Annotated in this window: 14 protein-coding genes; 5 read left to right on the top strand and 9 right to left on the bottom strand. The window is 45.2% G+C overall.

Annotation, left to right across the window (positions count from 1 at the left end; translation table 11 throughout):
• Nucleotides 1–2: 2 nt before the first annotated feature.
• Both MSG35_RS16595 and MSG35_RS16590 read left to right on the top strand, forming a co-directional pair.
• Nucleotides 3–593, top strand: coding sequence for a phosphoheptose isomerase (locus MSG35_RS16595; protein ID WP_004729817.1), 591 nt, complete (start codon nucleotides 3–5; stop codon nucleotides 591–593).
• Between the two features lie 16 nt (nucleotides 594–609).
• Entirely contained in the window at nucleotides 610–1,215 is a 606-nt protein-coding gene (locus MSG35_RS16590; RefSeq protein WP_086773783.1) for a BON domain-containing protein, read from the top strand.
• 91 nt (nucleotides 1,216–1,306) lie between these two features.
• Here MSG35_RS16590 and sspB read toward each other — a convergent pair whose 3' ends face one another.
• From sspB to zapE, 8 genes are all read right to left on the bottom strand, one after another.
• Nucleotides 1,307–1,801: a ClpXP protease specificity-enhancing factor gene (gene sspB, locus MSG35_RS16585; protein WP_017072808.1), complete on the bottom strand. Its 495-nt coding sequence runs from the start codon at nucleotides 1,799–1,801 to the stop codon at nucleotides 1,307–1,309.
• Between the two features lie 6 nt (nucleotides 1,802–1,807).
• Nucleotides 1,808–2,443, bottom strand: coding sequence for a stringent starvation protein SspA (gene sspA / locus MSG35_RS16580; protein ID WP_009848943.1), 636 nt, complete (start codon nucleotides 2,441–2,443; stop codon nucleotides 1,808–1,810).
• A gap of 97 nt (nucleotides 2,444–2,540) precedes the next feature.
• Complete coding sequence (locus tag MSG35_RS16575) at nucleotides 2,541–3,278, bottom strand: cytochrome c1 (protein WP_248384573.1); 738 nt, start codon at nucleotides 3,276–3,278, stop codon at nucleotides 2,541–2,543.
• Nucleotides 3,275–4,540 carry a cytochrome bc complex cytochrome b subunit gene (locus MSG35_RS16570; RefSeq protein WP_017061435.1) on the bottom strand — a complete coding sequence of 422 codons (1,266 nt, stop codon included), beginning with the start codon at nucleotides 4,538–4,540 and terminating at the stop codon, nucleotides 3,275–3,277. The genes MSG35_RS16575 and MSG35_RS16570 overlap by 4 nt, the downstream gene beginning before the upstream one ends.
• Nucleotides 4,540–5,130, bottom strand: a complete 591-nt coding sequence (gene petA, locus MSG35_RS16565; RefSeq protein ID WP_010434692.1) for a ubiquinol-cytochrome c reductase iron-sulfur subunit — start codon at nucleotides 5,128–5,130, stop codon at nucleotides 4,540–4,542. Before petA ends, MSG35_RS16570 begins: the two co-directional genes overlap by 1 nt.
• Nucleotides 5,131–5,460: 330 nt before the next feature.
• Nucleotides 5,461–5,853, bottom strand: coding sequence for a 30S ribosomal protein S9 (gene rpsI, locus MSG35_RS16560; RefSeq protein WP_004740758.1), 393 nt, complete (start codon nucleotides 5,851–5,853; stop codon nucleotides 5,461–5,463).
• A 13-nt stretch (nucleotides 5,854–5,866) separates the two neighbouring features.
• Nucleotides 5,867–6,295 (bottom strand): 50S ribosomal protein L13, encoded by a 429-nt coding sequence (gene rplM / locus MSG35_RS16555; protein ID WP_010434689.1) that lies wholly within the window; start codon nucleotides 6,293–6,295, stop codon nucleotides 5,867–5,869.
• Nucleotides 6,296–6,542: 247 nt separating this feature from the next.
• On the bottom strand, nucleotides 6,543–7,646 hold the full coding sequence (zapE, locus tag MSG35_RS16550) for a cell division protein ZapE (protein WP_050643156.1): 1,104 nt from the start codon (nucleotides 7,644–7,646) through the stop codon (nucleotides 6,543–6,545).
• A gap of 219 nt (nucleotides 7,647–7,865) precedes the next feature.
• Between zapE and zapG the strand changes: the two genes are divergently transcribed.
• The 3 genes from zapG to degS all read left to right on the top strand — a co-directional run bounded on the left by zapG (nucleotide 7,866) and on the right by degS (nucleotide 11,026).
• Entirely contained in the window at nucleotides 7,866–8,321 is a 456-nt protein-coding gene (gene zapG / locus MSG35_RS16545; RefSeq protein WP_050643155.1) for a Z-ring associated protein ZapG, read from the top strand.
• A 126-nt stretch (nucleotides 8,322–8,447) separates the two neighbouring features.
• On the top strand, nucleotides 8,448–9,803 hold the full coding sequence (locus MSG35_RS16540; RefSeq protein ID WP_248384572.1) for a Do family serine endopeptidase: 1,356 nt from the start codon (nucleotides 8,448–8,450) through the stop codon (nucleotides 9,801–9,803).
• 158 nt (nucleotides 9,804–9,961) lie between these two features.
• Nucleotides 9,962–11,026, top strand: coding sequence for an outer membrane-stress sensor serine endopeptidase DegS (gene degS, locus MSG35_RS16535; protein ID WP_017061430.1), 1,065 nt, complete (start codon nucleotides 9,962–9,964; stop codon nucleotides 11,024–11,026).
• A gap of 102 nt (nucleotides 11,027–11,128) precedes the next feature.
• Here the strand turns inward: degS and parC are convergent, their stop codons facing one another.
• Nucleotides 11,129–13,387 carry a DNA topoisomerase IV subunit A gene (gene parC / locus MSG35_RS16530; RefSeq protein WP_017067236.1) on the bottom strand — a complete coding sequence of 753 codons (2,259 nt, stop codon included), beginning with the start codon at nucleotides 13,385–13,387 and terminating at the stop codon, nucleotides 11,129–11,131.
• Nucleotides 13,388–13,390: the final 3 nt, after the last annotated feature.

Here is a 13,390-nt window from a genome sequence, read left to right as displayed (position 1 = left end):
ACATGCTAGACAGCATTAAAGAAAGTTTCACAGAAAGTATTCAAATCCAAATTGCGGCTGCAGAAGCTCTGCCTGACGCAATCACGCATGCCGCTCAAGCAATGGTTGCGACCTTGCTTAACGGAAACAAAATTCTTTGTTGTGGTAATGGTGGTTCGGCGTCGAATGCTCAGCAATTTGTATCGTGCCTACTCAACCGATTTGAAACAGAGCGCCCTAGCCTTCCAGCAATGGCACTCACAGCAGACAACACCACGCTAACGGCTGTGGCTAACGACTACCACTATGAAGAGATCTTCTCTAAGCAGGTGCGTGCGTTTGGCCAAACTGGCGATATCCTGTTGGCGATCTCGACTAGCGGTAACAGCAAGAACATCATCAAGGCAATGGAAGCGGCGGTAACTCGCGACATGACAATCATCGCCTTTACCGGTAAAGATGGTGGTGAGATGGCAGGTTTGCTTGGTGAACACGATGTAGAGATTCGTATCCCTTCACACCGTACAGCGCGCATTCATGAAGTACACATGGTGACACTACACTGCCTATGTGACCTAATCGATCAAGTACTCTTCCCTGCTCACGAAGAGTGATATACGGAGCATCACAATGAAATCATTAACCTCTATGAGGCTGTTTAAGCTGATTAGTGTTTCGCTACTTACACTGTCTCTGTCTGGTTGTGCTGGCATTTTCATTGCTGGTGCTGCAACCACTGCAAACCTAGTCACGGATACACGAACAACCAAAGAGATTTGGAACGACAACAACATCGAATTTGAAGTTGCAGCGATTACCAATAAACAACCATTCCGTGGCAACGTACGTGTCACCGCAAGCTCTTACCGAGGTTCGGTGGTACTGATGGGGCAAGCAACCACAGATTCAGAACGTCGCGCTTTTGAAAACCAAGCCAAAGAAGTGGCTGGCGTTGAGAGCATCCACAACCAGGTTCGAGTTAAAGAGCCATTGTCTGTGAGTGCGATCAGTAAAGACAGCTGGATTACCACTAAGGTGAAATCAGCTCTACTTGCTAATTCTGAGCTTAACGGTATCAAAGTAAAAGTGATTACTGAGGATTCTGAAGTATTCCTGCTTGGACTAGTCACTCGAGAGCATGCTGATATCGCGACAGAAGTTGCGCGTAATATCTCTGGCGTAAAACAGGTCATTCGAGCGTTTGAATATGGTGAAGAAGAGACGGCTGTTAACTAGCCTTAAGCCAGTCAATTAAATGCTATATAGCAGAAAAGAAAAAGCAGCGACGAGTCGCTGCTTTTTTATTTGGTTCGTTATTTAACTAACGTTATTTGATAACACGAAGGCTTGGGCGACCTTTCGCTGGACGAGGTGGCTCAGGATCTGAGTCAGGCTCTTCAGCATCTACGTCTGCCGTTGCTACGCTCAAAGATGGGCCTTTTTCTGGTTCTTCAAAAGGACTTTCTTCAATCCCTTCTTCAAACGCTTCCATGTAAGCCTCTTCAGGTTCAAACATGGTACCAGCACCATTTTCACGAGCATAAATCGCTTGTACTGCGTAAAGCGGAACGATCACAGAGTGTGGACGACCACTAAAGCGAGCACTAAACGTCACAGCTTCGTTACCCAGTTCAAGTTGTCCAACCGCACGAGGTGCGATGTTCAGAATGATCTGACCATCTTGAACAAACTCTTCTGGAACTCGCACACCCGGCAATGTTGCTTCAACAACAAGGTGTGGAGTTAGTTCGTTATCAACCAGCCACTCATAAAATGCACGAAGCATATATGGTCGGCGTGGAGTCATATTAGAAATATCCATAAACGCTTAGCGAACGAGTCGCATCTCACGCTCAGCTTCAGTTAGAGAAGCTAGGAATGAATCACGTTCGAATACGCGGTTCATGTAAATCTTAAGCTCTTTAGAACCAGGACCAATCAGTTCGATACCAAGCTCAGGTAAACGCCATAGTAGCGGAGCTAGGTAACAATCAATTAGGCTAAACTCTTCGCTCATGAAGTATTCATACTCAGCGAAGATAGGAGCAAGAGTCAGTAGGTCGTTGCGCAGTTTAACGCGAGCTGCTTCAGATTCTTCAGCGTTGCCTTTAACGATCTTCTCTGCAACTGAATACCAGTTACGCTCAATGCGGTACATCATTAGACGGCTGTTACCACGAGCAACCGGGTATACAGGCATCAAAGGTGGATGAGGAAAACGCTCATCTAGGTATTCCATGATGATCTTTGAGTCATATAGAGCAAGCTCACGATCAACAAGAGTAGGTACTGATTTGTACGGGTTCAGTTCAACAAGCTCTGCTGGTAGATTTTTTTCATCAACCAACTCAACTTCAACACTTACGCCTTTTTCAGCAAGAACGATGCGCACCTGATGGCTATACATATCAGAAGCACTTGAGAAAAGAGTCATTACAGAACGTTTATTGGCAGCTACAGCCATGGAGCCCTCCAGTACACTTTAAATAAAAACAATGGAGGCCTAAAGCCTCCATTGAACATTAACATAATTTGGGAATTAGCACGGTATTATAGCACAATTAGTGCACATCACGCCAATACTCTTTCTTCAGCAAAATCACGATGATAGTGAAGATTACTAAGAAGGCCATTACCCACCAACCCATAGCGTGACGCTCAAGTTGAACTGGGTCGCCCGAGTAAACCAAAAAGTTAACAAGGTCACGAACTGCTTCATCGTATTCACCAGCACTTAATTCGCCAGAGCCGTCAGTCTCAGTGCCAACAACAACCGTCACTTCCTCGCCATCTACCATATGAGTATCGTAGATTGGTGTTGGGATACCTTGCAGTTCTTCAAGAACGTGCGGCATACCAACGCTTGGGAAAACAATGTTGTTCACGCCAAATGGACGAGACGGATCTTCATAGAAAGTACGAAGGTAAGTGTACAGCCAGTCTGCACCACGAACACGAGCAACCAATGTTAGGTCTGGTGGCGGAGCACCAAACCAACTTGCCGCTTGTTCAGAAGGCATAGCATTAACCATCAGGTCACCGATTTTCGCTTCAGGGTCGAAAATCAGATTTTCCTTCATAAGATCAACGGGGATCTCTAAATCATTCGCAACACGTTCATAGCGCTGGTACTGCGTTGAGTGACAAGCGAAACAGTAGTTCATGAACATCTTAGCGCCATTTTGCAATGAAGCTTTGTCTGTTAAATCATTGTTCGCTTTGTCTAATGGTACGTTCGCACCCGCTGCCATTGCCAGTGACGGCAACATAGCAAATAAAATTACAATCCACTTTTTCATTTGAATGTCACCCTTTCTGGTAATGGTTTCGTCGCTTCATTTTTACTGTAGAACCACAGTAGAACGAAGAACATGAAGTAACCTAAGCTAAAGATTTGAGCCAGTAGTGTGTATGTTGGCGTTGCTGGAAGCGCACCAAGTACACCAAGCGCAATAAAGCTTATTGTGAATTGGATGATGTTAATCAAATGCAGTTTGCTACGGTAACGGTAAGAACGCACTTTACAACGGTCGAACCATGGTAGTAGGAATAGCACAACAATAGATGCGCCCATTGCTACAACACCTAGCAACTTATCAGGAACAGCACGCAGAATTGCGTAAAACGGCGTGAAGTACCATACCGGAGCGATGTGCTCTGGTGTTTTCAGTGGGTTAGCAGCTTCAAAGTTTGGCGGCTCAAGGAAGAATCCACCCATCTCTGGGTTAAAGAACAGCACATAACAGAAGAAGAATAGGAAACCAGCCACACCAACCATATCTTTCACGGTCCCGTATGGGTGGAAAGGAATAGAGTCAATGATGTCGTATTTCTTAGTGTAATCCTTGTGGAATGGGAACTGCGTTTTGTAGTCGTCGCCCATTGTGCCTTTAGGCAGTTTCGTCTCGATACCGTCTGGGTTGTTCGAACCCACTTCGTGCAGTGCCAGTACGTGAAGTACGATAAGCAGCAGAAGAACGATTGGTAGAGCGATAACGTGCAGTGCGAAGAAACGGTTCAGCGTTGCACCAGAGATGATGTAGTCACCACGGATCCAAAGCGTTAGGTCATCACCGATAACAGGGATCGCACCAAACAGAGAAATGATTACCTGAGCACCCCAGTAAGACATTTGACCCCATGGTAGTAGGTAACCCATGAAAGCCTCAGCCATAAGCACTAAAAAGATCAACATACCGAAGATCCAAAGTAGCTCACGAGGTTTTTGGTAAGAACCGTAGATTAATCCACGGAACATATGCAGGTAGATAACAACGAAGAATGCCGAAGCACCTGTTGAGTGCATGTAACGTAGTAGCCAACCGTATTCCACATCGCGCATGATGTATTCAACAGAAGCAAATGCACCCTCACCTGATGGTACGTAGTTCATTGTTAGCCAAATACCCGTAAGGATTTGGTTAACCAGTACCAACATTGCCAAAGAACCGAAAAGGTACCAAAAGTTAAAGTTCTTAGGCATTGGGTATTCAGATAAATGCTTTTTATAAGCATTCATCGCGGGTAGACGTTTCTCTACCCAATCAAGCAATCCTTGCATTACGCGTCTCCCTCGTCCACACCGATCATGATCTTAGTGTCACTCAAATACATATGCTTTGGTACAACAAGATTCAATGGAGCTGGTACGCCTTGGAATACTCGACCTGCCATATCAAACTTTGAACCATGACAAGGACAGAAGAAACCAGACTTAACACCCTGAACTTGTTCTGCAAAAGAATCCGGCAGGTAAGTTGGAGAACAACCTAAGTGCGTACAGAAACCAACAGCAACGAAGAATTCCGGCTTAATTGAACGGAACTCGTTCTGTGCGTATTCTGGTTGTTGTTCAGCTTCAGATTGAGGGTCACGAAGTTGACCACCGATCGCTTTTAGGTTCTCGAGTACCGACTCAGCACGGCGTACAACCCATACAGGTTTACCTTGCCACTCGACACGAACCATTTGTCCCGGTTCTAACTTACTGACTTCCACTTCCACCGGCGCGCCCGCAGCTTTCGCCTTGGCACTCGGATTCCATGATTTAATAAAAGGCACGGCTACAGCAGCTGCTCCTAAACCACCAACAACGGCTGTTGTTGCGGTTAAGAAACGCCTGCGACCGTTATTTAAAGGCGCGTTGCTCATCCAAACATTCTCCCATTTGCTCCTTGTGGATTGAAATAATTCCGATTAAAGAGCATGGCTAACAAAATATGTATTTAGTTCTATTTATTGACGGCAAATGATAAATAAAACCCTACTTTTTGACAAGATAAAGCTACCTTTTTGTAACAATCATGAGGCAAAGCGCACATTGGGTTACAAAAGCTTTCTAAATATAAGAATTTGGAAATAAAACGAGGGAGGGAAAGCGTTTAGAGGGGGTATAAAAACAAAAAGCCCGGCATATAGCCGAGCTTTGAACCACAATTCCAGTCGTAAAACTGGGAGCGTGTACTTTTTCGTAAAGAAAAATTAACGCTTAGAGAATTGAGGTTTACGACGTGCTTTACGTAGACCAACTTTCTTACGTTCAACGCAACGAGCGTCACGAGTAACGTAGCCAGCTGCACGTAGAGCAGGACGTAGAGTTTCATCGTACTCCATAAGAGCGCGAGTGATACCGTGGCGGATTGCGCCAGCTTGACCAGAAATACCACCACCAGAAACAGTGATGTAAAGGTCAAGTTTCTCAGTTAGTTCAACTAGCTCAAGAGGTTGCTTAACAACCATACGAGAAGTTGGACGACCGAAGTAAACATCAAGGCTGCGCTTGTTGATTACGATCTCACCAGAGCCTGGTTTGATGAAAACACGAGCTGCTGAGCTTTTGCGACGACCAGTGCCGTAGTATTGATTCTCTGCCATTTTCATAATCCCCTTAGATGTCTAGTACTTGTGGCTGTTGAGCAACATGGTTGTGCTCAGTACCAGCGTACACTTTAAGCTTACGGTACATCGCGCGGCCTAGAGGACCACGTGGAAGCATACCTTTAACTGCTAGTTCTAGAACCATTTCTGGTTTCTTAGCAATTAGCTTTTCAAAAGTGATAGTTTTAAGACCACCTGGGAACTCAGAGTGACGGTAGTAAACCTTACCCTTAGCTTTGTTACCAGTTACAGCAACTTTCTCAGCGTTAACAACGATGATGTAATCACCAGTGTCTACGTGAGGAGTGTATTCTGCTTTGTGCTTGCCGCGTAGGCGAGAAGCGATTTCACTTGCTAGACGGCCAAGAGTTTTGCCTTCAGCGTCTACAACATACCAGTCGCGTTTTACAGTTTCTGGTTTAGCAACGAAAGTTTTCATGCTAATAATTACCTATTTAAAAAATTTACACTTAAGGAATACTCGCGTATTCCCACTGTCTAAGAGTTACCATTCATCACCCCTTCGAGTGTTGGAAAACTCTTGGCATAACGTGATTTTACTCATCGCTAGAGGCCCGCAGTAACGGTAGGTCGCAGGATTATAGAGAAGAGCGAAGAAAAAATCACCTCTTTTTGAACAAAATCACGATTTTTTTAATTCTATTTCTTATTCGAGATAATCAAAGCTAACTTAAGTGTTCTTTTGCCAAATATTCATGGCTCTGCATTTCAATTAAACGCGACTGACAACGTTTAAATTCAAACTCTAGCTGACCATGGGTGTAGAGCTTTTCTAGCTCCACTTCCGCTGAAATAATCAGCTTCACATTACGCTCGTAGAACTCATCAACTAACGCAATGAAGCGCCTCGCAGCGTCATCTGAAGTCGCGCCCATTTGCAACACATCCGCCAATAGAACCGTGTGATAAACCCGAGACAACTCAATATAGTCGTTCTGGCTACGAGCCGACTGACAGAGCTGAGCAAAGGTACCATGCAGTACGCCATCACTCGCTTCGACTACATCTAATTGACGGTGATTAACCTCTATCTGCTTAAGCTTCTCTTTATCTTCGCCAACCAGTTGAGCGTAATACTTTTCGAGATTGATAGTCGCTTGGCTATCTAGCGGGTAGTGGTAAATCTCAGCCTGTTCTAAGGTACGTAGACGATAATCAATGCCACTATCGACATTAAGGATATGACAGTTGTCTTGAATGAGCTTAATGGCCGGTAAGAAACGCGCTCGCTGTAATCCGTTGCGATACAGATCCGCAGGTGGAATATTAGAGGTCGCCACTAAGATAACGTTTCGAGCGAATAACTCTTGGAACAAGGTTCCTAGGATCATCGCATCGGTGATGTCTGAAACAAAGAATTCATCGAAACAGATAATGTCCGCTTCTTCCTTCAACTTATCTGCCACCAAAGGCAAAGGATCACTCACATTACCGAGCGCCTTTAGCTCATCATGAACTCGATACATAAAGCGGTGAAAGTGAACACGCATTTTTTTAGTGGTCGGTAAGGCATCGTAGAACGTATCCATTAGGTACGTTTTTCCTCGCCCTACTCCACCCCAAAAATAGAGACCTTTTGGTGGCTGTGGCAGTTCTGGCTTTTTGCCCAGTAATTTCTGGAATCGAGTCAGTTGAGGAATGGGCGTATTCATGTAATCTTGAAATTGATGAAAGAGTTCATCTAAAGATTTTACGGCTTGCTCTTGTGCTGGATCTCTTTGAAATCCATGTTCTTTTATATCTTGTTCGTATTTTTTAATGGGATTCATGACGACATTTCCACAATGAAAGCAATATCAGACAACAACTAAAAATGAGCCCAAACAGTACGAGGAATAACGTGATGTGGTGAATAATGCAGCATCAAACTGCTAACTAGCGCACACGCATTTCTCTTTATACTGCGGCTTTCTCATAGTACCATGGAGCCGTATCACGTGTAACTAAGCAGTAACAAACATGTTAAAAAACAATAATAAGGAGCTGTTATGCCTTGGATGTATGCCGTTGCCGGTTTACTAGTCGGAGTTATTTTAGGGGTCGCTATTTCTCGTCTCATGACACCTGAATACAAAAAACAAAAGAACGTACAGAAAGAATTAGATAGCGCAAAGTTTGCCCTTGAGCAGCAGCGACAAGAGCTGGCTGATCACTTTGCGAAATCCGCAGAAATGTTGGACACCTTAGGTAAAGACTACACAAAACTGTACCAACACATGGAAAAAACAAGCTCAGAGCTGATTCCTAACCTGCCAGAGCAAGATAACCCGTTTGTGAAAACAGCCGCTGCCCATTCGGACAAACCACAAGATAAGTCTTCAGCAAAAGAGGCGACACTTGAGGAACAACCGAAAGATTACGCTAATGGCGCAACCGGTTTATTTACAGAGCAGAAGAAAGAAATCATGGATGCTCCCGATGTGGTAACAGCAAAAGCATCGTAAACATTTAACACTTCTGTGAACTTTACAAAGGTTTTTGAGTCATAACTTTCACTCAGGTCATTTGAAACTTCTCATACTTATTAAACGTATAAGAGGGTTAAGACCTTAACTAGAGAGGAGTTTATGATGAAAAAACCTTTGCTTGCTTTATCAGTACTGACTTTAAGCTTAAGTTCAATCATCACCCCCATTCAAGCAACAGCCGCACTGCCATTAAGTGTGGGTAATGAACAACTACCGAGCCTTGCTCCTATGCTTGAACAAGTGACCCCCGCTGTGGTTAGTATTGCCGTAGAAGGCAAACAGGTACAACGTCAGCAAATCCCTGAACAATTTCAATTCTTTTTTGGTCCAGAACAAACACGAGAGCGTCCATTCCGCGGATTAGGCTCTGGTGTCATCATTGACGCCAAGAAAGGTCATATCGTGACCAATTACCATGTCATTAATGGCGCGGACGATATCAAAGTAAAACTGCATGATGGTCGAGAGTACGATGCTGAGCTAATCGGCGGCGACCAGATGTCGGATATCGCACTGCTAAAATTAGAAGAAGCCAAGAACCTTACCCAGATAAAAGTCGCAGACTCAGACAAACTAAGAGTTGGTGATTTTAGTGTCGCGATCGGTAACCCATTCGGACTTGGGCAAACCGTGACATCCGGTATTGTTTCTGCACTTGGTCGTAGCGGCCTTAATCTAGAAAACTTTGAAAACTTCATTCAAACCGATGCAGCAATCAACAGCGGTAACTCTGGTGGCGCGCTAGTGAACCTCAACGGTGAGCTAATTGGTATCAACACCGCCATTCTTGGCCCTAACGGAGGTAATGTCGGTATCGGCTTTGCAATCCCTTCTAATATGATGACAAACCTGACAGAACAAATTCTCGACTTCGGTGAAGTAAAACGCGGCATGCTTGGCGTTCAAGGCGGAGAAGTGACCTCCGAATTGGCAGAAGCACTCGGTTATGAATCAAGTAAGGGCGCCTTTGTTAGCCAAATCGTCCCTGACAGCGCAGCAGATAAAGCAGGACTGAAAGCGGGCGATATTATTGTCTCTATTAATGGCAAACGCATTGATACCTTCAGCGAGTTAAGAGCTAAGGTCGCAACACTCGGCGCTGGTAAGCAGATTGAGCTGGGTGTGGTTCGTGACGGTAAGAGCAAAACCTTTGATGTGACGCTTGGTGAATCCACCAATAATAAGACACAGGCTGAGAAGCTCCATGAAGGACTGGCCGGTGCTGAGTTAACCAACACAACCGAGAGTGACTCGGCAACGGGCGTCAAGGTATCGAATGTTGCTCAAGGCTCACCAGCCGAAGCCTATCAACTTCTGAAAGATGACATCATCATCGGAGTAAACCGTCAAGCGGTTAAGAACCTTGCTGAGTTTAGAGAGATTCTTGAAAAACAACCTGGTGTACTGGCGCTTAATATCCAGCGAGGCGACCGAACTATCTATCTTGTAATTCGATAGTCTTACGTCAGCGCAATTACAGGGAGGCTCAGTAAGTTTGCTTTAAACTTACTCAGTCTCCCTTTTCTTTAGATCAATCAAAATGCTATGCTTCACTTGTAATCAAGTCAGTCATCCATTGATGGAGGCTTCACACCTTACTTGTTGAAGAGGGAAACATGCTGTCCTTTCTATTTCGTTCTATTTCCCTTGGACTCGTTTCAGCGGCGCTTATTCTTCTCGCATTTCCGAGCTTAAGACCAGCGATTGTTGCTGACGTCACTAGCCCTAAAGTCGATAATATTGGCTCTCTTCAGATTTCATTTAACCAAGCAGTTCGCCGAGCGGCACCTGCAGTGGTTAACATTTATAGCCGTAAATACGCTGAAAGCGATCGCAACAAACTGCTCACTCAAGGTTTGGGCTCTGGGGTGATTGTTAGCGAGAAAGGCTACATCATTACCAACTTCCATGTTGTGGCTCAAGCAGACCAAATAGTTGTGGCACTTCAAGATGGCCGAGTAGCAGCTGCGCAACTTGTCGGTTCAGACAAGCGCACCGATATCGCGATACTTAGAGTCAGCGGTGATAACCTACCGGTGATCCCACTCAATCCTAATTACAAAGCCAACGTCGGTGATGTAGTACTGGCTATCGGTAACCCATACAACCTAGGTCAAACAACAACCTTTGGTATCATCTCTGCAACCGGCCGCTCTTCGATCAGTGCTGATGGCCATCAAGCCTTTATCCAAACCGATGCGGCAATCAATGAAGGTAACTCGGGTGGCGCACTGGTTAATTCACAAGGTGAGCTAGTCGGTATCAATACCGCTTCTTTCCAACAAGCTACCGACATGGAAACCTATGGGATCTCATTCGCTATCCCCTATCCGCTTGCTAATAAAATCATGGAGAAGATCATCGCCGATGGTCGTGTGATTCGCGGTTATATTGGTATTGACGGACAAGATATCAACTCAGTCACCTCACGCATGTTGGGTACTAAGAATATCGGCGGGATCGTTGTATTGGGTATAGACCCGAATGGTCCGGCTGCAGATGCGGGGTTTGAAGCTCAAGACATTATTGTCAGTATCAACGATAACCAAGTAAATGGTCGCCAGAGTGTAATGGACATCGTTACCGACCTACGGCCGGGTACAGTTATCGATGTGGGTATATTGCGCCAAGGTGAAAGCAAAACCTTAAAGGTGACCATCGCAGAAGATACTCGCCTGTAGAGCAAACGATGTAAGCAATGATTCAAGCTGCTAATACACAAGTACAAAAAACCCAGCTCATAGGCTGGGTTTTCTTTTATCTAAAGATTGTTTCAAGTATCTCTACGATTCACTTTGCTCTTCGATATCGATGCGCGTCACTCGCTGTAGTCCTCTAGGCAGTAGACCACCACGACGACCACGCTCACCTCGGAAGTTTTCAAGATCCGCAGGTTTCAAACCAAGCTTACGTTTACCGGCGTAGATAGTCAGCGTCGCATTCTCTGGGATAGCCATAAGATGTGAGACAAACTCTTCACGCTCTTTTGCTTTCGCAGAAGGGATGTTGATGATCTTGTTGCCTTTACCTTTGCTCAGCTGAGGTAGATCTTTAATCGGGAACAACAACATACGACCTTGGTTAGTAATCGCCAGAATCTGATTACTGTCCAAGTCAGCAATAGGGCTTGGCATCATCACTTCAGAAGCTTGTGGCAAGTTAACCAAGGCTTTACCGCTCTTGTTCTTAGACAGCAGATCACTACCCTTACAAACAAAGCCATAACCTGCATCAGAACCGACTAACCATAACTGTTCATTCTCTCCCATCACCACTTGGCGAATAGAAGTACCTGGGCTGACGTTCAAGCGGCCTGTAATTGGCTCACCTTGGCTTCGCGCCGACGGTAGTGAATGTGACTCAAGGGAGTAGCTTCGGCCATCACTACCGAGGAACACCGCTTGCTGATTACTCTTACCCTTAGCACTTGCTAAGAATTTATCACCAGACTTGTAGTTCAAGCCTTCAGCGTCCACTTCGTGCCCTTTGGCATGACGAATCCAACCTTTCTCAGACAACACAACCGTGATTGGTTCGCTTGGTACTAAGTCGCGTTCAGTTAGCGCTTTCGCTTCAGCACGTTCAATCAGAGGTGAACGACGATCATCGCCGTACTTATCCGCATCTGCTTGGATTTCTTTCTTGATCAGCGTATTCAAGCGACGCTCTGAACCGAGTAGCTTTTCAAGCTTTTCACGTTCAGCTTCAAGCTCTTCTTGTTCCGCTCGGATTTTAAACTCTTCTAACTTAGCTAAGTTACGAAGTTTAATATCAAGAATCGCATTGGCTTGAATTTCAGAAATGTTGAAACGGCTCATTAGGACAGGACATGGTTCGTCTTCTGTACGAATGATCTCAATCACTTCATCGATATTAAGATAAGCAGCAAGCAAACCTTCTAAGATGTGCAAACGTGCTAGTACTTTATCTAAACGGTACTGCAAACGACGGCGAACCGTTGTACGACGGAACTCAATCCACTCTTTCAGGATTTGAACTAAGCCTTTAACTTGAGGACGGTTATCTAAACCAATCATGTTCAAGTTAACGCGGAAGTTTTTCTCTAGATCCGTCGAAGCAAACAGGTGACTCATCAATTGATCACAGTCGATACGATTAGAACGAGGAACAACAACGATACGCGTTGGGTTCTCGTGATCAGATTCATCACGCAAGTCGTCAACCATTGGCAGCTTCTTAGCGCGCATCTGGTTAGCGATTTGCTCAAGTAACTTCGCACCTGACACTTGATGGGGTAAAGCCGTGATAACAATATCAGAGCCTTCCTTGTGCCAAACCGCGCGCATCTTGATGCTGCCACGTCCAGTACGGTAGATCTTTTCGATGTCCGATTTCGGAGAGATAATCTCAGCTTCAGTCGGGTAATCAGGACCTTGAATGAAACCCATCACGTCTGAAAGCTCAGACTTCGGCGTATCAATTAGGTGAATGGCTGCATTAGCGACTTCACGCACGTTGTGTGGTGGAATATCGGTCGCCATACCTACCGCGATACCTGTAATACCGTTAAGTAGAATATGAGGTAGGCGAGCAGGCAGCATTTGAGGCTCTTTCATGGTGCCATCAAAGTTTGGTTGCCAATCAACCGTACCTTGACCTAATTCACCTAGCAGAACCTCAGCAAACTTAGATAATTTCGCTTCGGTATAACGCATCGCAGCGAACGATTTCGGGTCATCCGGAGCACCCCAGTTACCTTGACCATCGACCAATGGGTAGCGGTAAGAGAAAGGCTGCGCCATCAATACCATCGCTTCGTAACAAGCAGAGTCACCGTGCGGGTGATATTTACCTAATACGTCACCAACGGTACGTGCTGATTTTTTGTATTTCGATGCAGCCGATAAGCCTAGCTCAGACATCGCGTAGATAATACGACGCTGTACTGGCTTCAAGCCATCACCGATATACGGCAATGCACGATCCATGATCACGTACATTGAGTAATTTAAGTAGGCATCTTCGGTGAACTTGCGCATTGGCAGCTGTTCAACGCCATCATATGTAATTTCGTTAGACATCCA

The organism is Vibrio sp. 1CM23M (assembly GCF_023161755.1).
GTDB classification, from domain to species: Bacteria; Pseudomonadota; Gammaproteobacteria; order Enterobacterales; family Vibrionaceae; genus Vibrio; species Vibrio coralliirubri.
Note: the sequence above shows the minus strand (reverse complement) of the source record. Positions and strands in the feature narration are given on the sequence as shown.